The sequence below is a fragment of the Enterobacter cloacae complex sp. ESBL7 genome, from assembly GCF_041679625.1.
Lineage (GTDB): Bacteria > Pseudomonadota > Gammaproteobacteria > Enterobacterales > Enterobacteriaceae > Enterobacter > Enterobacter asburiae_B.
Map to the genome: position 1 here is coordinate 989,387 of NZ_JBGORN010000001.1, position 18,707 is coordinate 1,008,093.

Annotated in this window: 18 protein-coding genes; 15 read left to right on the top strand and 3 right to left on the bottom strand. The window is 56.3% G+C overall.

The window, feature by feature from the left end; translation table 11 throughout:
* Positions 1-87 precede the first annotated feature (87 nt).
* The 14 genes from pabC (at position 88) to ACERY3_RS04890 (ending at position 12,426) form a co-directional block, all read left to right on the top strand.
* Positions 88-897 (top strand): aminodeoxychorismate lyase, encoded by an 810-nt coding sequence (pabC, locus tag ACERY3_RS04825; protein ID WP_058840830.1) that lies wholly within the window; start codon positions 88-90, stop codon positions 895-897.
* Between the two features lie 2 nt (positions 898-899).
* Entirely contained in the window at positions 900-1,922 is a 1,023-nt protein-coding gene (yceG, locus tag ACERY3_RS04830) for a cell division protein YceG (protein WP_058840829.1), read from the top strand.
* Entirely contained in the window at positions 1,912-2,553 is a 642-nt protein-coding gene (gene tmk / locus ACERY3_RS04835) for a dTMP kinase (RefSeq protein WP_023311155.1), read from the top strand. The genes yceG and tmk overlap by 11 nt, the downstream gene beginning before the upstream one ends.
* Positions 2,550-3,554 (top strand): DNA polymerase III subunit delta', encoded by a 1,005-nt coding sequence (gene holB / locus ACERY3_RS04840; RefSeq protein WP_058840828.1) that lies wholly within the window; start codon positions 2,550-2,552, stop codon positions 3,552-3,554. Before tmk ends, holB begins: the two co-directional genes overlap by 4 nt.
* A 10-nt stretch (positions 3,555-3,564) precedes the next feature.
* Positions 3,565-4,359 (top strand): metal-dependent hydrolase, encoded by a 795-nt coding sequence (locus tag ACERY3_RS04845; RefSeq protein ID WP_058840827.1) that lies wholly within the window; start codon positions 3,565-3,567, stop codon positions 4,357-4,359.
* A gap of 297 nt (positions 4,360-4,656) precedes the next feature.
* On the top strand, positions 4,657-6,090 hold the full coding sequence (gene ptsG / locus ACERY3_RS04850; protein ID WP_029739869.1) for a PTS glucose transporter subunit IIBC: 1,434 nt from the start codon (positions 4,657-4,659) through the stop codon (positions 6,088-6,090).
* Positions 6,091-6,337: 247 nt separating this feature from the next.
* Complete coding sequence (gene hinT / locus ACERY3_RS04855; RefSeq protein ID WP_033145218.1) at positions 6,338-6,697, top strand: purine nucleoside phosphoramidase; 360 nt, start codon at positions 6,338-6,340, stop codon at positions 6,695-6,697.
* A 1-nt stretch (position 6,698) separates the two neighbouring features.
* Entirely contained in the window at positions 6,699-7,073 is a 375-nt protein-coding gene (locus tag ACERY3_RS04860; protein ID WP_023311159.1) for a YcfL family protein, read from the top strand.
* Positions 7,074-7,083: 10 nt separating this feature from the next.
* Positions 7,084-7,731, top strand: a complete 648-nt coding sequence (gene lpoB / locus ACERY3_RS04865; protein ID WP_023311160.1) for a penicillin-binding protein activator LpoB — start codon at positions 7,084-7,086, stop codon at positions 7,729-7,731.
* Positions 7,712-8,536 carry a thiamine kinase gene (gene thiK, locus ACERY3_RS04870; protein ID WP_058840826.1) on the top strand — a complete coding sequence of 275 codons (825 nt, stop codon included), beginning with the start codon at positions 7,712-7,714 and terminating at the stop codon, positions 8,534-8,536. The genes lpoB and thiK overlap by 20 nt, the downstream gene beginning before the upstream one ends.
* Positions 8,537-8,547: 11 nt before the next feature.
* Positions 8,548-9,573, top strand: a complete 1,026-nt coding sequence (nagZ, locus tag ACERY3_RS04875) for a beta-N-acetylhexosaminidase (protein WP_058840906.1) — start codon at positions 8,548-8,550, stop codon at positions 9,571-9,573.
* 34 nt (positions 9,574-9,607) lie between these two features.
* A complete protein-coding gene (gene ycfP / locus ACERY3_RS04880) occupies positions 9,608-10,150 on the top strand; it encodes an alpha/beta hydrolase YcfP (RefSeq protein WP_008500781.1) in 543 nt (180 codons plus the stop codon).
* A gap of 238 nt (positions 10,151-10,388) precedes the next feature.
* Positions 10,389-11,693: an NAD(P)/FAD-dependent oxidoreductase gene (locus ACERY3_RS04885; RefSeq protein WP_023335290.1), complete on the top strand. Its 1,305-nt coding sequence runs from the start codon at positions 10,389-10,391 to the stop codon at positions 11,691-11,693.
* A gap of 193 nt (positions 11,694-11,886) precedes the next feature.
* Complete coding sequence (locus ACERY3_RS04890; protein WP_008500779.1) at positions 11,887-12,426, top strand: glycine zipper 2TM domain-containing protein; 540 nt, start codon at positions 11,887-11,889, stop codon at positions 12,424-12,426.
* A gap of 60 nt (positions 12,427-12,486) precedes the next feature.
* Here the strand turns inward: ACERY3_RS04890 and ACERY3_RS04895 are convergent, their stop codons facing one another.
* A complete protein-coding gene (locus tag ACERY3_RS04895) occupies positions 12,487-13,122 on the bottom strand; it encodes a TetR/AcrR family transcriptional regulator (protein ID WP_029739866.1) in 636 nt (211 codons plus the stop codon).
* A 244-nt stretch (positions 13,123-13,366) separates the two neighbouring features.
* Here ACERY3_RS04895 and bhsA point away from each other — a divergent pair, with 244 nt between their 5' ends.
* Positions 13,367-13,624 carry a multiple stress resistance protein BhsA gene (gene bhsA, locus ACERY3_RS04900; protein ID WP_023616599.1) on the top strand — a complete coding sequence of 86 codons (258 nt, stop codon included), beginning with the start codon at positions 13,367-13,369 and terminating at the stop codon, positions 13,622-13,624.
* Between the two features lie 75 nt (positions 13,625-13,699).
* On the opposite strand, the gene ACERY3_RS04905 is transcribed toward bhsA, so the two are convergent.
* The gene (locus ACERY3_RS04905) at positions 13,700-14,665 is read right to left on the bottom strand and encodes a L,D-transpeptidase family protein (protein WP_373225173.1); all 966 of its coding nucleotides are present in this window, start codon (positions 14,663-14,665) and stop codon (positions 13,700-13,702) included.
* Positions 14,666-15,249: 584 nt separating this feature from the next.
* A complete protein-coding gene (gene mfd, locus ACERY3_RS04910; RefSeq protein WP_058840825.1) occupies positions 15,250-18,696 on the bottom strand; it encodes a transcription-repair coupling factor in 3,447 nt (1,148 codons plus the stop codon).
* Between the last annotated feature and the right edge of the window lie 11 nt (positions 18,697-18,707).

Sequence of the window (18,707 nt, forward strand, 5' to 3'; positions counted from 1 at the left end):
CTTGCCGGGCCTTTTTTATTAAGCCTAATCTTCTTGTCGGCTGCATGACATCCTGCCAGACTAAATGCCCACGCATAAGGAGCCACCATGTTTTTAATCAATGGCCTTGAGCAGGACACGCTGCCTGCCAGCGACAGGGCGATACAGTTCGGTGATGGGTGCTTTACGACGGCGCGCATTCTGGACGGCGATGTCTGCCTGCTGGAGGCGCACATTCGACGCCTGCAGCATGGCTGTGAAAAGCTAATGATCGCCTTTACGCACTGGGACACATTGCGTCAGGAAATGTGCCAGCTGGCAACCGGGAAGGACAGCGGCGTACTCAAAGTCATCATCAGCCGCGGCAGTGGTGGCCGGGGTTACAGTGCTGCATCGTGCCTCAACCCAACGCGTATCCTCTCCGTTTCTGCTTATCCTGCGCATTATTCTAGCTGGCGAGAAGACGGCGTCACGCTGACGCTGAGCCCAGTACGACTGGGACGAAACCCGATGCTGGCCGGGCTTAAGCATCTCAACCGCCTCGAGCAGGTGCTCATTCGTACTCATCTTGAACAGACGGACGCCGATGAGGCGCTGGTTCTTGACAGCGAAGGGTTCATTACGGAATGCTGTGCGGCTAATTTACTCTGGCGGCAGGGGGAAGAGGTGTTCACTCCGTCGCTGGAACACGCTGGCGTAAATGGGTTAATGCGCCAGTTTTGTCTGCAACAGCTGGCACGCTCTGGCTTTCGCGTTGTCGAAGTTAGCGCAGGAGAAGCGGCGCTACAGACCGCCGATGAAGTCATCATCTGCAATGCGCTGATGCCTGTTGTACCCGTCCGTGCGTATGGCCAACAACGCTGGTCTTCGCGCGAGCTGTTTCAGTTTTTAGCCCCGATATGTGAGCAAACCAGATAGTCATGAAAAAAATGTTGCGCTTTGTCCTTATCCTCATCGTTGCGCTGGGCGTCGCCGGCGGAGCGGGCGTATGGAAAGTTCGCCAGCTGGCGAACAGCAAGATCCTGGTTAAAGACGAAACGATCTTTACCCTGAAAGCGGGAACCGGCCGTCAGGCGCTTGGGGAACAGCTCTATGGCGACAAGATTATCAATCGTCCACGCGTATTCCAGTGGCTATTGCGTGTGGAACCTGAGCTGTCACATTTCAAAGCTGGTACCTATCGCTTTACGCCGGGAATGACCGTCAGAGAGATGCTGCAGCTGCTGGAAAGCGGTAAAGAAGCCCAGTTCCCCCTGCGGTTTGTGGAAGGGATGCGCCTGAGCGATTACCTCAAACAGCTGCGTGACGCGCCGTATATCAAACATACGTTAAAAGACGATAGCTATCAGACGGTGGCAGAAGCGCTGAAGCTTGAACATCCGGAATGGGTGGAAGGCTGGTTCTGGCCAGACACCTGGATGTACACGGCAGGCACGACTGATGTGGCTATCCTGAAGCGGGCGCACAAAAAAATGGTTGCCGCCGTAGATGCCGCCTGGGAAGGGCGGATGGAAGGATTGCCTTACAGCGATCCGAACCAGTTCGTCACCATGGCCTCGATCATCGAGAAAGAGACGGCCGTCGCTGCTGAGCGCGATCGGGTGGCGTCAGTATTTATTAACCGTCTGCGCATCGGCATGCGTCTGCAAACCGACCCTACCGTAATCTACGGCATGGGTGAGAGCTATACCGGCAAGATCTCAAGAAAAGATCTGGAGACGCCAACGGCGTATAATACCTACGTGATTAGCGGTTTACCGCCAGGCCCGATTGCCACGCCGAGCGAGGCGTCGCTTAAAGCCGCCGCGCATCCGGCTAAAACACCGTATCTCTATTTTGTGGCTGATGGAAAAGGGGGGCATACCTTTAACACCAACCTTGCCAGCCACAATCGCTCTGTTCAGGACTATCTGAAGGCACTTAAGGAAAAAAATGCGCAGTAAATACATTGTCATTGAGGGACTCGAAGGGGCGGGTAAAACCACTGCCCGCAACGTGGTGGTGGATACGCTCAAAGCGCTTGGCGTGGCGGACATGGTATTTACCCGCGAGCCGGGCGGCACGCAGCTGGCTGAAAAGCTGCGCAGCCTGGTACTGGATATCAAATCCGTCGGCGACGAAGTTATCACTGACAAAGCCGAAGTGCTGATGTTCTACGCGGCGCGCGTTCAGCTGGTTGAGACGGTGATCAAACCCGCCCTGGCCGAGGGCAAGTGGGTTATCGGCGACCGTCACGATCTGTCGACTCAGGCGTATCAGGGCGGAGGACGCGGCATCGACCAGACAATGCTGGCAACGCTACGTAATGCCGTACTGGGTGATTTTCGCCCCGACCTGACGCTCTATCTGGATGTGACCCCGGAAGTGGGTCTCAAACGTGCCCGCGCGCGCGGCGAGCTGGACCGCATTGAACAAGAGTCGTTTGATTTCTTTAACCGCACCCGTGCGCGCTATCTTGAGCTGGCCGCACAGGACAGCTCAATTTGTACCATCGATGCGACGCAGTCTCTGGACGACGTTACGCGCGACATTCAGCACACCATTACGCAGTGGGTGCAGGAGCAGCAGGCATGAAATGGTATCCATGGTTGCGCCCACACTTTGAACAGCTGATCGGCAGCTATCAGGCGGGTCGGGGGCATCATGCGTTACTGATTCAGGCGTTGCCAGGAATGGGTGATGATGCGTTGATTTATGCCATCACCCGTTTTCTGATGTGTCAGCAGCCGGAAGGGCACAAGAGCTGTGGTAAATGCCGTGGCTGCCAGCTGATGCAGGCGGGCACACATCCTGACTACTACACCCTTGAGCCTGAGAAGGGTAAAAGCGCGCTCGGTATCGATGCCGTGCGTGAAGTCAGTGAAAAACTGTATGAACACGCGCGACTGGGCGGCGCTAAAGTGGTCTGGCTTAAAGACGCCACCTTGCTTACCGAGGCGGCAGCTAACGCCCTGCTTAAAACCCTGGAAGAGCCGCCGGTTAAAACGTGGTTTTTCCTCTCATGCCGTGACCCGGGACGATTGCTGGCGACGTTGCGCAGCCGTTGTCGTCTTCATCACCTGGCAGTACCTCAGGAATCGTGGGCGCTGAGCTGGCTTGAACGAGAGGTGACAACGTCACCTGAGAGTGCGCTGTCCGCCTTGCGCCTGAGCAGCGGCGCGCCCGCGGCGGCGCTGGCACTACTGCAGCCTGACGTCTGGTCAGAGCGAGAAACGCTCTGCCGGGCCCTGGATGCCTCACTGAACAGTCACGACTGGCTAAGTTTACTGCCTGCGCTTAACAGCGATCGGGCCGCTGAGCGTCTGCACTGGATTGCCTCCTTGCTGCTGGATGCGCTCAAAATCCAGCAAGGGGCAACGCTTCTGACCAACCCGGACGCGTGGCCGCTGGTGAATACGCTGGCGAACCGCCTCTCAGGGACGGTTCTTCACGCGATGCTCCATGACATCTGCCAGAGCCGTGAACAGCTTTTAACCGTGACGGGTCTTAATCGCGAGCTTTTACTGACCGACCAGTTACTGCGTATCGAACATTACCTGCAACCCGGCGTCACACCGCCAGTTTCCCATCTCTGAGAGAGACATTATGTTTTTAGTCGACTCACACTGCCATCTTGATGGCCTGGATTATCAATCCCTGCATAAAAACGTGGATGACGTGCTGGCAAAAGCCGCTGCCCGCGATGTGAAATTCTGTCTTGCGGTGGCGACGACGCTGCCGGGCTACCGCTCCATGCGTGAACTGGTGGGCGTTCGCGATAACGTGGTGTTCTCCTGCGGCGTGCACCCGCTGAATCAGGACGAGGCCTACGACGTTGAAGATCTGCGCCGACTGGCAGCAGAAGAGGGCGTGGTAGCGATGGGCGAGACCGGGCTGGACTATTTTTACACGCCGGAAACCAAACCGCGCCAGCAGGAGTCCTTCCGCAACCATATTCGCATTGGCCGGGAACTGAACAAGCCGGTTATCGTCCACACCCGCGATGCGCGTGCGGATACCCTGGCTATCCTCCGGGAAGAAAACGTGACGGATTGCGGTGGCGTACTACACTGTTTCACAGAAGACAGAGAAACGGCGCGGAAGCTGCTTGATTTGGGGTTTTATATCTCGTTTTCGGGGATCGTGACGTTCCGTAACGCTGAGCAGCTGCGTGATGCTGCACGTTATGTTCCTCTCGATCGCATTCTGGTGGAGACGGATTCTCCGTATCTCGCACCGGTGCCGCATCGCGGTAAAGAGAACCAGCCCGCTATGACGAGAGATGTGGCTGAGTACATGGCCGTACTGAAGGGCGTCAGCATCGATGAGCTGGCCCGCGTGACGACGGAAAACTTCTCCACGCTGTTCCATATCGACCCCGCCCGCCTGCAATCTGTTTGATACACCTGTTTTTTTTAGGCTCGTAATTAATAAGTAAAGCGAGTAAAGTTCACCGCCTCATTTGGGGCGGTGAGTGTGTATTTAGACACATCCGGACATGCTTTTTGTAAATAACTGAAAGTTTTTCGACCGCCTTAGGCTGAAACGTGATAGCCGTCAAACAAACTCAGAGGGAATTATTTTACTCTGTGTAATAAATAAAGGGCGCTTAGATGTCCTGTCCACGGCACGGTACTCCCCCCGGGCCAATGCGTGAAAGCGTAAAAAAAGCACAAATACTCAGGAGCACTCTCAATTATGTTTAAGAATGCATTTGCTAACCTGCAAAAGGTCGGTAAATCGCTGATGCTGCCAGTATCCGTACTGCCTATCGCAGGTATCCTGCTGGGTGTCGGTTCTGCTAACTTCAGCTGGCTGCCAGCCGTAGTGTCCCACGTGATGGCCGAAGCAGGCGGTTCTGTCTTTGCTAACATGCCACTGATTTTCGCGATCGGTGTGGCTCTGGGCTTCACCAATAACGACGGCGTTTCTGCGCTGGCTGCAGTGGTTGCCTACGGCATCATGGTGAAAACCATGGCTGTGGTTGCGCCGCTGGTTCTGCATTTACCGGCAGAAGAGATCGCCGCGAAACACCTGGCGGACACCGGTGTTCTGGGCGGTATCATCTCCGGTGCGATTGCAGCGTATATGTTTAACCGCTTCTATCGCATCAAGCTGCCTGAGTATCTGGGCTTCTTCGCGGGCAAGCGTTTCGTTCCGATCATCTCTGGTCTGGCAGCGATTTTCACTGGCGTGATCCTGTCCTTTATCTGGCCACCAATCGGCTCTGCTATCCAGACCTTCTCTCAGTGGGCTGCTTACCAGAACCCGGTTGTGGCGTTTGGTATTTACGGCTTCATCGAACGTTGCCTGGTGCCATTCGGTCTGCACCACATCTGGAACGTTCCATTCCAGATGCAGATTGGTGAATTCACCAACGCAGCAGGTCAGGTATTCCACGGCGATATCCCACGTTACATGGCGGGCGACCCAACTGCAGGTAAACTGTCTGGTGGCTTCCTGTTCAAAATGTACGGTCTGCCAGCAGCTGCGATTGCTATCTGGCACTCTGCTAAGCCAGAGAACCGTGCAAAAGTGGGCGGTATCATGATCTCCGCAGCGCTGACCTCGTTCCTGACCGGTATCACCGAGCCGATCGAGTTCTCCTTCATGTTCGTTGCGCCGATCCTGTACGTTATCCACGCGATTCTGGCGGGCCTGGCGTTCCCAATCTGTATCCTGCTGGGTATGCGTGACGGTACGTCCTTCTCTCACGGCCTGATCGACTTCATCGTTCTGTCCGGTAACAGCAGCAAACTGTGGCTGTTCCCAATCGTGGGTGCGTGCTATGCGGTTGCTTACTACACCATCTTCCGCGTGCTGATTAAAGCACTGGACCTGAAAACACCGGGTCGTGAAGATGCGACAGAAGACAGCAAAGCTGGCGCTACCAGCGAAATGGCTCCGGCACTGGTCGCAGCGTTCGGCGGTAAAGAGAACATCACTAACCTGGACGCGTGCATCACTCGTCTGCGTGTTAGCGTTGCCGACGTAGCGAAAGTAGACCAGCCGGGTCTGAAAAAACTGGGCGCAGCGGGCGTAGTTGTTGCAGGTTCTGGTGTACAGGCAATCTTCGGTACCAAATCCGATAACCTGAAAACCGAAATGGATGAGTACATCCGCAGCAACTAAGTTGTGACCTGGGGAGACTAAGGCAGCCGAATGGCTGCCTTTTTTATTTGTGTCTTAAAAAACGCCACTGAGACGCGAGAGCGGTCACTCTTCAGTCAGCTGATGAACATTCAGGAAAGAAATCGAGGGAGGAGGTTGAAAGGACAGGAGAAACTCGCTCATACTCTTGGATTGTGTCACACACCGATCCCGGGAGTGTGTTTACAGCGGACGCATTGCGCCAGATTAAACAAAAAAGGAAAAGGTCATGGCTGAAGAAACGATTTTCAGTAAAATTATCCGCCGCGAAATCCCGTCGGATATCGTCTATCAGGATGAACTGGTGACGGCTTTCCGGGACATTTCCCCTCAGGCTCCGACGCACATCCTTATCATTCCCAATATTCTGATTCCGACTGTAAACGACGTAAAAACCGAGCATGAAGTGGCGTTAGGTCGTATGCTGACGGTGGCTGCCAGAATCGCTGAACAGGAAGGGATTGCAGAAGACGGTTACCGTCTGATCATGAACTGCAACCGCCATGGTGGCCAGGAAGTTTATCATATTCACATGCATCTGCTGGGTGGACGTCCTCTGGGGCCGATGCTGGCACATAAAGGTCTTTGACATGCTGAAAGGGCGTATTGCAGCGCTGGTAATGGCGATGATGATTGTGGGGTGCAGCTCGCGTCCAGCGATCCCCGTGAATGATGAACAGACGCTGGTCATGGAATCCTCCGTGCTTGCCGCGGGCATCACGGCGCAACAGCCCGCGTTGACCATCAGTGAAATCAACTCATCAGCCTCCTCTACGCTCTTTAATGAAAGACATGAACCAGTGACGGTCCACTACCGTTTTTTCTGGTATGACGTAAGAGGTCTTGAAATGCATCCGCTGGAGGCGCCGCGCAGCGTCACCATTCCGGCCAGGTCGTCGGTAACGCTCTATGGCAGCGCCAACTATCTGGGTGCGCATAAGGTGAGACTTTATCTTTATCTCTGAGGGGTGAACCTTGATTAAAAATTTGAGCCGCTATGCGCTTGTGACAGCTTTCGCTCTGTTTCTTGCAGGGTGTGTGACCCGAACTGAACAGCCTGCGCCTGTGGAAGAGGCTAAACCGGGTACTGAACAGCCGACACCGCCAACGCAGCAGCAGCCAACCGTGCCGTCTGTACCGTCTATACCGGCGCAGCCAGGCCCGATTGAACATCCGGACCAGACGTCACAGCCCACGCCGCGCGTGCGCCATTACGACTGGAACGGGGCAATGCAGCCGATGGTAGGCAAAATGCTGCAGGCGCAGGGCGTGACGGCGGGCAGCGTATTGCTGGTCGACAGCGTCAACAACCGTACCAACGGTTCGCTGAACGCGGGTGAAGCCACGGAAACCCTGCGTAATGCTCTCGCTAACAACGGCAAGTTTACGCTGGTCTCGGCTCAGCAGCTCGCCGTCGCCAAACAGCAGCTGGGCCTGTCGCCGCAGGATAGCCTCGGTACCCGCAGCAAGGCGATCGGCATTGCACGTAACGTTGGCGCACAGTATGTGCTTTACTCTAACGCCACCGGTAACGTGAATACCCCAGCCCTGCAGATGCAGCTGATGCTGGTTCAGACAGGCGAAATTATCTGGTCAGGTAAAGGTGCGGTTACGCAACAATGACGGCACGCGTGAAGAAATTCTGACGCGCTATTTTCCTCAGTACCGCCTTATCGCGCCACAGGCCCATTCCGGGCTTGGCGGCGCGAGTTGCATTCTAGAGCAGGGCGAACAACGTCTGGTCTTGCGGCAAAATCACGACCCCGACGCGCCTGCCTCCCATTTCCGTCGTCAGTATCGTGCCCTGAGACGTCTTACGGCGGATCTCGTGCCTGCCCCTCGTTTTTTCAGACAGGGCTGGATGGCCGTCGACTATCTGGAAGGTGAAGTTAAAAGCGCGCTGCCGGACACGCCGGAGCTTGCGGCGGTGCTGTATCATCTGCACCGGCAGCCACGTCTGGGATGGCGAATTACGTTATTCCCACTGCTGGAACATTACTGGCAGCAAGCCCTGCCTGACAGGCGTACTCCAGTGTGGCTGGCACTTCTCAGGCGGTTGCGTAAAACGGGCGAGCCGCAGCCGATTCGGCTCACGCCGCTGCATATGGATGTTCATGCCGGGAATATTGTTCATACGCCAGCGGGGATCAGGCTTATCGACTGGGAGTATGCCGGAGATGGCGATGTGGCGCTGGAGCTGGCGGCCGTCTGGACGGAGAGTGAAGCCGCGCGGCAGATGCTCATCAGGGAATACGCCCGGGTAGCGCATATTGACCCCGACGCGCTGAGGCGTCAGGTCAGGCGCTGGCGACCCTGGGTCATCATGTTAATGGCTGGCTGGTTTGAAATGCGCTATCGGCAGTCCAGAGACAAACAATTTATTGCGCTGGCAGACGATGCCTGGCGTCAGTTACAACCTAAAGGATAAGAGAGGTGGATGTGGGTCCAGTCATGTTGGATGTAGAAGGGTTTGAGCTGGATGCGGAGGAGCGTGAAATTCTGGCGCATCCGCTGGTGGGTGGCCTGATCCTGTTTACCCGCAACTATCACGATCCGGCGCAGCTGCGTGAGCTGGTGCGTCAGATCCGCGCCGCGTCGCGTAACCATCTGGTGGTGGCAGTCGATCAGGAAGGCGGGCGCGTGCAGCGTTTCCGCGACGGTTTTACCCGCCTGCCCGCAGCCCAGTCATTCGCCGCGCTGCTCGGCACGGAAGAGGGTGGAAAACTGGCGCAGGAGGCCGGCTGGCTGATGGCCAGCGAAATGATTGCCATGGATATCGACATCAGCTTTGCCCCGGTGCTGGATGTAGGGCATATCAGCGCTGCCATTGGCGAGCGCTCATACCATGACGATCCGCGTATTGCGCTGGCAATGGCGACCCGGTTCATCGACGGCATGCACGATGCCGGGATGAAAACCACCGGGAAACACTTCCCGGGTCACGGGGCGGTGACGGCGGATTCTCACAAAGAGACCCCGCGCGATCCGCGCCCGGAAGCGGAAATTCGCGCCAAAGATATGTCGGTTTTCCAGTCGCTTATCACCGATAACAAGCTGGATGCCATTATGCCCGCGCACGTGATTTACAGCGACGTCGACCCGCGTCCTGCCAGCGGCTCTCCGCACTGGCTGAAAACCGTCCTGCGTCAGGAACTGGGCTTCAACGGCGTGATTTTCTCTGACGATTTGTCGATGGAAGGGGCCGCGATCATGGGCAGCTACGCTGAACGCGGTCAGGCATCGCTGGATGCAGGTTGCGATATGATCCTGGTCTGCAATAATCGTAAAGGTGCCGTTAGCGTGCTGGATAACCTGTCGCCGATCAATGCAGAGCGTGTTACACAATTGTATCATAAAGGTTCATTTAGCCGTCAGGAGCTGATGGATTCGGCGCGCTGGAAGACGGTCAACGCCCGGCTTGAAGACCTGAATGAGCGCTGGCAGGCACATAAAGCCAGCCTGTAAACCCTCCCGGAAGGCGTAGCGTGGTGAGAAGACGATGATCATCTATTTACACGGTTTTGACTCAAACAGTCCTGGTAATCATGAGAAGGTGCTGCAGCTGCAGTTTATCGATCCGGATGTACGGTTGATCAGCTACAGCACGCGCCATCCGAAGCATGATATGCAGCATCTGCTCAAAGAGGTGGACAAGATGTTGCAGCTCAACGTCGACGATCGCCCGTTGATTTGCGGCGTGGGGCTGGGCGGCTACTGGGCGGAGCGGATTGGCTTCCTGTGCGACATTCGCCAGGTGGTGTTTAATCCTAACCTGTTCCCGAACGAGAACATGGAAGGCAAAATTGACCGTCCGGAAGAGTATGTCGATATTGCGACCAAGTGCGTCAGCAATTTTCGTGAGAAAAACCGCGACCGCTGCCTGGTGATCCTTTCCCGTAATGATGAAGCGCTCAACAGCCATCGGGCAGCAGAGCTCCTGCATCATTACTATGAGATCGTCTGGGACGAAGAACAGACCCACAAGTTCAAAAACATCTCCCCGCATCTGCAGCGTATCAAAGCGTTTAAAACGCTGGGTTAATCAATTACCCGCAAGCATCAAAGCCCGGCCGCGAAAGCGCACCGGGCTTTCTTTTTGACCAGAATTGTCTACTTTTAAGCCATCAAAACTTGATGCATATCAATTTTGGTATGACCAATGCGCCTGACGTGGTATTCTCAATGCACCTGAATGGTTTCAGTGCTGTAACCTGTTGTTAATTAAGGGTTATTTTTATAACTTTTAATTAACAATTGGTTAATAATTTGAGGGGGTCACGTTGACTACGCCATTGAAAAAGATAGTGATTGTAGGCGGTGGTGCTGGCGGGCTGGAGCTGGCTACACAGCTGGGCAAGAAGCTGGGTCGCGGTAAAAAAGCCAAAATTACGCTGGTGGATCGTAACCACAGCCACCTGTGGAAACCGCTGCTGCACGAAGTGGCGACCGGTTCTCTGGATGAGGGCGTGGACGCGCTCAGCTATCTGGCGCACGCGCGCAACCATCATTTCCAGTTCCAGCTGGGCTCGGTGGTGGACATCAACCGTGAAAGCAAAACCATCACCCTGGCAGAGCTGCGCGATGAAAAAGGGGAGCTACTGGTTCCCGAGCGTAAACTGGCGTACGACACGCTGGTCATGGCGCTGGGCAGTACCTCCAACGACTTCAACACGCCGGGCGTGAAAGAGCACTGTATCTTCCTCGATAACCCGCACCAGGCGCGTCGTTTCCATCAGGAAATGCTGAACCTGTTCCTGAAGTACACCAGCAATATGGGTGCGAACGGTAAGGTGAATATCGCCATTGTCGGCGGCGGCGCGACGGGCGTTGAGCTGTCAGCGGAGCTGCACAATGCGGTGAAGCAGCTGCACAGCTACGGTTACAAAGGGTTAACTAACGAAGCGCTGAACGTCACGCTGGTTGAAGCCGGTGAACGTATCCTGCCTGCGCTGCCTCCGCGTATTTCCGGTGCGGCGCACAATGAGCTCACCAAGCTGGGCGTGCGGGTGCTGACGCAGACCATGGTGACCAGCGCCGACGAAGGCGGCCTGCACACCAAAGACGGCGAGTATATCAAAGCGGATCTGATGGTCTGGGCGGCTGGTATCAAAGCGCCTGACTTTATGAAAGAGATCGGCGGTCTGGAAACCAACCGCATTAACCAGCTGGTTACGGAGCCAACGCTACAAACCACGCGCGATCCTGAAATCTTTGCCATCGGTGACTGTGCCTCCTGCGCGCGTCCTGAAGGTGGATTCGTGCCGCCGCGCGCGCAGGCCGCTCACCAGATGGCAAGCCTGGTGCTGCACAACATTCTGGCGCAGTACAAAGGCAAGCCAATGAAAGCCTATGTCTACAAAGACCACGGTTCACTGGTGTCGCTGTCAAACTTCTCTACTGTCGGCAGCCTGATGGGCAACCTGATGCGCGGCTCAATGATGGTAGAAGGGCGCATTGCCCGCTTCGTGTATATCTCCCTGTACCGCATGCACCAGATTGCGCTGCACGGCTACTTCAAAACCGGGCTGATGATGCTGGTGGGCAGAATCAACCGCGTGATCCGTCCGCGTCTGAAGTTGCACTAATTTTTCACTCCCTCCGGGCCCTCCGGAGGGAGTTTTTAGCATTTCATGCTGTAGATCACAGTTTGACTGCTTAAGAGTTCTCCTAAATACAATATATCTCCTCTCAACGCCCCTTTTTTGATCCTTTATCTTATTGGCGAAGCCGTGCCTCCATTGCAAAATTGTTACCAATAGCAACAAAGGAGGAAGTCCCGTGAATAAATCAATGTTGGCGGGTATAGGGATTGGCGTCGCGGCTGCGTTAGGTGTGGCTGCCGTTGCCAGTCTCAACGTATTAGATCGCGGCCCGCAGTATGCGCAGGTGGTTTCTGCTACACCGATTAAAGAAACCGTAAAAACGCCTCGTCAGGAGTGCCGTAACGTCTCCGTGACGCACCGTCGTCCGGTGCAGGATGAAAACCGCATTGCCGGTTCTGTTCTGGGTGCAGTAGCGGGTGGCGTTATTGGTCACCAGTTTGGCGGCGGCCGGGGTAAAGACGTGGCGACCGTGGTCGGCGCGCTGGGTGGCGGCTATGCCGGTAACCAGGTGCAGGGCGCGATGCAGGATAATGATACCTACACCACGACTCAGCAACGCTGCAAAACCGTCTATGACAAGTCGGAAAAAATGCTGGGCTATGACGTGACGTACAAAATTGGCGATCAGCAGGGCAAAATCCGCATGGATAAAGACCCGGGCACGCAAATTCCACTGGATGGAAACGGCCAGCTGGTTCTGAATAACAAAGTGTAAAAAAGATGTTCTCTGAATTTAGCTCCTCATGCGCTCAGGCTGAGGAGCTTTTTTTTTGTTTCAGATTTTCAGTAGCTCAGGCCACAGCCGCAGCGTGGTTTCGCTAATATGCTGCAGTTTTTCCAGCGTGGCCCCTTCACGGGCGCTGATCGACATCCCCTGCAAAATACAGCTCAGGTATTGCGCCAGCAGCTGAGGGTTGCATTGCGCGGGGATTTCACCGCGCTGCTGGCGCTGAGCCAGAAATGCGCTGAGGGTCTCCTCCTGCATGGCATGCCGTGATTTCACCGTATTGGCAATCTCTTTAGAGGACGCCGCAAGGGTGGCAGAGGTGTTAATCATAAAGCAGCCCGCAGGCGTTTCTTTACTGGTGAAACAGGTCGCGACGGCGGTGAAATAGTCCCGAAGTGCCTGTTCAACGCTTTTCTCTTCGCAGAACAGCTGGGCTTCGTGTTTCGCCGCAAAGCGCGAAATGTATCTGTCCAGCACTGCCCTGAACAGCCCCTCTTTATTGGTAAATTCGGCATACAGCGTCGGCGCTTTGGCTCCGGTAGCTTCTACCAGATCGGAAAGCGAGGTTGCTTCATACCCATGTTGCCAGAAGAGAGTCATGGCCTTATCAAGCGCTGCATCCCTGTCAAACACTTTTGGTCGGCCACGGCTTTTCTTCGCACAACTCGTGACATCGGTTGTCATTTGCCGTTGGTCCTCTGTTGGTTTGGTGAATGACCATTATAAAAATAAACGCAACCCGCCACCAGTGCTGAATGCTTAAAAATAAATTAATCATATATGTATGAAAAATAACAACTTTAAAATTAAGTTAACGCTCGTTATAAAATTATGTTGACGCGTGACCTGGATCACATTTATGATTTACCTATCGATCGTTAACTAAATGATTAACGACCTCCAAATTCATCTGCTAAAGGTAAACATCATGAAAAACGTAAAAACTCTCATCGCTGCCGCTGTTCTGAGTTCACTCTCTTTCGCAAGCTTTGCTGCTGTACAGGTGCAATCCACCCCTGCTGACCAGCATAAAGTCGGGACAATCTCTGCGTCTGCCGGTACTAACCTGGGTTCCCTGGAAGATCAGCTGGCGCAAAAAGCGCAAGAGATGGGTGCAAAATCTTACCGCATCACCTCAGTGACCGGTCCTAACACCCTGCACGGCACTGCGGTCATCTACAAATAAGCCGGGCATAAACCCTCATTTATGCCACTGCAATAAAAAACGCCCTGCTGAGCAGGGCGTTTTTTTATTTCCGATTTACATCGACTGCTGGACGACATCGTGATGCCGGGTGACATCGGTCGGCATGCCTGACCGGGCTTCCATCGCACGCTCCATCACCACGCTGTTGGTATTCGCATTCGTTTTGAAGCTTACCATCGCGGCATTCAGGTTAATGGGTAGCGTCTGCGGATCGTCACCAATGTTTTTCGATAACGGCTGATGGATCTCAACCAGCCGCACGCCGCCGGGCTCCTCTGAAACTTTAATCGGCGTATTGATAATATTCACTTTAGTTCCCGGCGTAACGACGTTAAACAGCGTTTTGATATCGTCATCGCGCAGACGAATACAGCCGGAGCTGACGCGCATGCCGATGCCAAAGTCCGCATTCGTTCCGTGCAGCAGGTAGACGCCGCCGTATGCCGCGAGGCGTATCGCGTGGTGCCCCATCGGGTTATCCGGACCAGCCGGCACCACGGCAGGAAGAGCGATCCCCTGGGCCTTATAGCGGGCACGAATGTTGGCCGTCGGGGTCCAGGTTGGATTCGCGCGTTTATCCGAGACGGTGGTGACCATCGTCGGCGTCAGCGTGTCGCCGCCCAGCTGACCAATACCGATAGGGTAGACCGTCACTTCGTTTTTACCCGGCGGGTAATAGTACAGGCGCAGCTCGGCGAGGTTTATCACCATCCCCTCGCGCGGGGCGTCCGGCAGGATGGTCTGTAACGGGATGGTCAGTACGCTGCCCGCGCGCGGGACATACGGGTCGACGCCGGGGTTCGCCTGCAGCAGGGCCAGAAAACCGACGTTATATTTTTTGGCAATGGCTTCCAGCGAACCGCCATTATTTTCAACCACATGAAAGCGGTTTTCACCCACGACCTTGCTGCCGGGAGGGGGAAGGGGCCAGGTGTTTGCCCGGGCTGGAAGCGCCACCGCGACGGTGGCTGCCAGCGCCAACAGGGTCATCCAGCGAGTAAAACGCGAAGAGGTCATCATCACCATAATCCATATAAATGATAAGGTTATTGTTTTATAAGACTTTAAACATAATTATGGCGAATGGGTATGTCGGGAAGATCGGGTGAAGTGCAAAGAGTTTGTAAATTGTCCCCCCGTAGCGCTGGGCTAACAGGGGGAAGGGATCCCCATAAAATAATGCCTGAACGGACGACCCCCTCTCCCTTGAGGGAGAGGGTTGGGGTGAGGGGGAACATACGGCTCTGGTGGTCATTCCGTTCACTTCATGTTCCTTGCTACTCTTTAACGACATAACCGGTGAACGTGCCAGGGTGGCTCAGTCGCCACCACCCTGGCGACCCAGGCTCCCGGCGGTAAATCGCCGCTTCGCGGTGCCCTCGGCTTATTCCTTCCGGCTTATCGGGGACGGGCGGAGGCAACGTCCATGTAAAGCCCGCCCTCTCGGCGCATCCCTGCGCCTCGCCCCGGCCTGCAAGGAAACGCCTCAGCGATTTACAGCCGGACCAGGGGGGCGCTGTAAGCTGTTCATTCCCGGAAGCAACTTTCATCGCTTCCGGTTAATAAACTACTGGGATTTTCTCAGTTAACAGGGGGAATGGAGGTTATGCGATCGCGTTCTCTTCCAGCTGGCGCATAAAGTTACGCACCCAGTCCATACGGGTTTTGCGCTCCGTCAGCTCCTGGGTAAATTTCAGACGGGTTGGACCATCCAGACGGAAATGCTGCGGCTGTTTTTGCAGCAGGCCGATCAGCCACATCGGGTTGACGTGATTCTTCTCGGCGAATTCAATCACGCCGCCTTTTTCATTGCCTTCAAGCTTGCGGATCCCCAGCTTTTGCGCCTGCTGGCGCAGCCTCGCGATGTCCAGCAAATTTCTCGCCGGATCGGGCAGCAGACCAAAGCGGTCAATCAGCTCCACCTTGATCTCTTCCAGCTCGTTCTCCTTCTTCGCGCTGGCGATGCGCTTGTAGAACGACAGTCGGGTATTCACGTCCGGAATGAAATCGTCCGGCAGCAGGGAAGGCATACGCAGCTCGACCTCGGTCTGCTGGCTGGTAAGATCTTCCAGCGACGGCTCGCGTCCGGCCTTCAGGGCATCAACCGCGTTTTCCAGCAGCTCCATATAGAGCGAGAAGCCGATGGTTTCCATGGAGCCGCTCTGGTCTTCACCCAGCAGTTCGCCGGCACCGCGGATCTCGAGATCGTGCGTCGCCAGCGCAAAGCCAGCGCCGAGGTCTTCCAGCGAGGCGATGGCTTCCAGACGCTTTTGCGCGTCGGTGGTCATCGCTTTCGGATGCGGCGTCAGTAGCCAGGCGTAGGCCTGATGGTGCGAACGCCCGACGCGGCCGCGCAGCTGGTGAAGCTGCGCCAGACCAAAGTGATCCGCACGCTCAATGATGATGGTGTTCGCCGTCGGAATGTCGATCCCGGTCTCAATGATGGTGGTGCACACCAGCACGTTAAAGCGCTGGTGGTGGAAGTCGTTCATTACCCGCTCCAGCTCGCGCTCGCGCATCTGCCCGTGACCGATAGCTATGCGCGCTTCCGGCACCAGCTCCGCCAGCCTGTCCGCCGCTTTCTGGATGTTTTCCACGTCGTTGTAGAGATAGTAGACCTGACCTCCGCGCAGCACCTCACGCAGAATGGCCTCACGCACCACCAGATTATCGTACTCGCGAACAAAGGTTTTCACCGCCAGACGGCGCGCCGGCGGCGTGGCGATAATCGACAGATCGCGCATGCCGCTCATCGCCATGTTGAGGGTTCGCGGGATTGGCGTTGCGGTCAGGGTGAGGATATCGACGTCGGCGCGCATCGCTTTGATGCGCTCTTTATGACGCACTCCGAAGCGGTGCTCTTCGTCGACGATCAGCAGCCCCAGATCTTTCCACTTCACGTCGCTTTGCAGCAGCTTGTGGGTGCCGATCAGGATATCGATTTTGCCTTCGCTGGCCTGTTCGAGGATCTGCGTCTGTTCTTTGGTGCTGCGAAAACGCGAGAGCATCTCGATACGTACCGGCCAGTTGGCGAAACGGTCGCGGAAGTTGTCAAAGTGCTGCTGAGCGAGCAGGGTGGTCGGCACCAGCACCGCCACCTGCTTGTTGTTTTCCACCGCAAGGAAGGCGGCGCGCATCGCCACTTCGGTTTTGCCGAAGCCGACGTCGCCGCAGACTAAGCGGTCCATGGCCAGCGGCTGGCACATGTCGCCCAGCACGGCGTTGATGGCCTGGGCCTGATCCGGCGTGGTTTCAAACGGGAAGCTGTCGCAGAACAGCTGGTACTGTTCTTTATCATGCTTAAAGGCGAAGCCCTGTTTAGCCGCGCGCTGGGCGTAGATATCCAGCAGCTCGGCGGCCACGTCGCGTACTTTTTCCGCCGCCTTCTGGCGCGCGCGCGCCCAGGCATCGCCGCCCAGCTTGTGCAGCGGCGCATTCTCTTCGGCGCCGCCCGCGTAGCGGCTGATCAGATGCAGGGAGGAGACCGGGACATACAGTTTGGCGTCGTTGGCGTAGGTGAGCATCAGATATTCACCTTTGATGCCGCCCGCTTCCAGCGTGGTCATCCCCTGATAGCGCCCAACGCCGTGCTCCAGGTGAACAATCGGCTGGCCCGGATGCAGCTCGGCCAGGTTACGGATCAGAGTGTCCGGGTTGATGGTCCGACGGCTGTCCTGACGGCGGCGCGCGACGCGCTCGCCCAGCAGGTCGCTTTCGCAAATCAGCGCCAGGTTGTTGAGCGTGTCGATGAACCCGTGCTCGGCGGCGCCAATCATCAGGTAACGACCGTTTCCGGTCGCTTCGCTCAAACGCAGGATGCGCTTCGGCGCCACCTTAATGCGTCCCAGCAGCTCACCTAACGCTTCGCGGCGGCCTTCACTCTCAACGGAGAACACCACCGGGCCGGTGAAGGACTCCAGGAACTTGCGCAGATTATCCAGCGGGGATTTCTGCTGCGCCTGAACGGCCAGGTCCGGCAGCGTCCGGAAGGCGAGGTTGGTATTGGCGGCCTTTTCGGCAAGCGAATCGGTTTTCAGCTGCATGCGCGGCCAGCGCTTCAGCTCGGCGTTGAGCTCGTCGGTGCGCAGCCACAGCGCTTCCGGCGGCAGCAGCGGACGCATCGGATCAACGCCACGGTTTTCAAAGCGGGCGCGGGTTTCGCTTTCAAAGCGGCTGGCGCTGGCGTCGATATCCCCGGTGTTGACAATCAGCGTGTTCGCCGGGAAGTAGCTGAACAGGGCAGGCAGCGGCTCGTTGAAGAACAGCGGCTGCCAGTATTCGATCCCGGCTGGAAGCGTGCCTTTACTGACCTGCTGATAAATATGTTCCGCGTCGCGCTTCACCTCGAACTTATCGCGCCACTGGCTGCGGAACAGCTCGATAGCGGTTTTGTCCGTGGGGAACTCATGCGCGGGCAGTAAATTGATCGACTCTACTTCCTCCAGCGTGCGCTGCGTGTCAGCGTCGAATACGCGCAGGCTGTCGATTTCATCATCAAAGAAATCCAGACGATACGGCTGGTCGCTGCCCATCGGGTAAAGGTCAAGCAGCGCGCCGCGGGTCGCGTATTCCCCGTGCTCCATCACCTGGTCGACGTGGCGATAGCCGGCACCGTCAAGCTGCGCGCGCAGGGCATCACGGGACAGACGCTGGCCCTTTTTCATCACCAGCGCGTGACCGTGCAGATAGCTGTGCGGACAGACGCGCTGCATCAGGGTGTTCACCGGCACAATCAGCACGCCGCGCTGCATGGTCGGCAGCTGATAGAGCGTCGACAGGCGCGAGGAGATAATCTCCTGATGCGGAGAGAAGCTGTCATACGGCAGCGTCTCCCAGTCGGCCAGGCTGAATACCAGGCTATCGGTGAACTGGCGAATTTCGTCGTGCAGGCGCAGGGCGTTTTGCATATCCGGGGCAACCAGAATCACCGGGCCTGGGTGACGCTCGGCGATTTCCGCCACCAGCGTGGCGCACGCCGCGCCCGTGAGTTCACCCAGCTGGCGCTGGTCGCCCGCTTTGACAGGCAAGGAATAACGATAGTGTTCAGGCATGGCTATGTCAG

Bases quoted from the DNA above. Each gene is read 5' to 3' on its own strand.
- ACERY3_RS04860 (WP_023311159.1), top strand. From the start codon at position 6,699: ATGCTGAAAGGGCGTATTGCAGCGCTGGTAATGGCGATGATGATTGTG.
- tmk (WP_023311155.1), top strand. From the start codon at position 1,912: ATGCGCAGTAAATACATTGTCATTGAGGGACTCGAAGGGGCGGGTAAA.
- ptsG (WP_029739869.1), top strand. From the start codon at position 4,657: ATGTTTAAGAATGCATTTGCTAACCTGCAAAAGGTCGGTAAATCGCTG.
- ACERY3_RS04845 (WP_058840827.1), top strand. From the start codon at position 3,565: ATGTTTTTAGTCGACTCACACTGCCATCTTGATGGCCTGGATTATCAA.
- pabC (WP_058840830.1), top strand. From the start codon at position 88: ATGTTTTTAATCAATGGCCTTGAGCAGGACACGCTGCCTGCCAGCGAC.
- ACERY3_RS04905 (WP_373225173.1), bottom strand. From the start codon at position 14,665: ATGATGACCTCTTCGCGTTTTACTCGCTGGATGACCCTGTTGGCGCTG.
- ACERY3_RS04895 (WP_029739866.1), bottom strand. From the start codon at position 13,122: ATGACAACCGATGTCACGAGTTGTGCGAAGAAAAGCCGTGGCCGACCA.
- holB (WP_058840828.1), top strand. From the start codon at position 2,550: ATGAAATGGTATCCATGGTTGCGCCCACACTTTGAACAGCTGATCGGC.
- hinT (WP_033145218.1), top strand. From the start codon at position 6,338: ATGGCTGAAGAAACGATTTTCAGTAAAATTATCCGCCGCGAAATCCCG.
- yceG (WP_058840829.1), top strand. From the start codon at position 900: ATGAAAAAAATGTTGCGCTTTGTCCTTATCCTCATCGTTGCGCTGGGC.
- mfd (WP_058840825.1), bottom strand. From the start codon at position 18,696: ATGCCTGAACACTATCGTTATTCCTTGCCTGTCAAAGCGGGCGACCAG.
- ycfP (WP_008500781.1), top strand. From the start codon at position 9,608: ATGATCATCTATTTACACGGTTTTGACTCAAACAGTCCTGGTAATCAT.
- bhsA (WP_023616599.1), top strand. From the start codon at position 13,367: ATGAAAAACGTAAAAACTCTCATCGCTGCCGCTGTTCTGAGTTCACTC.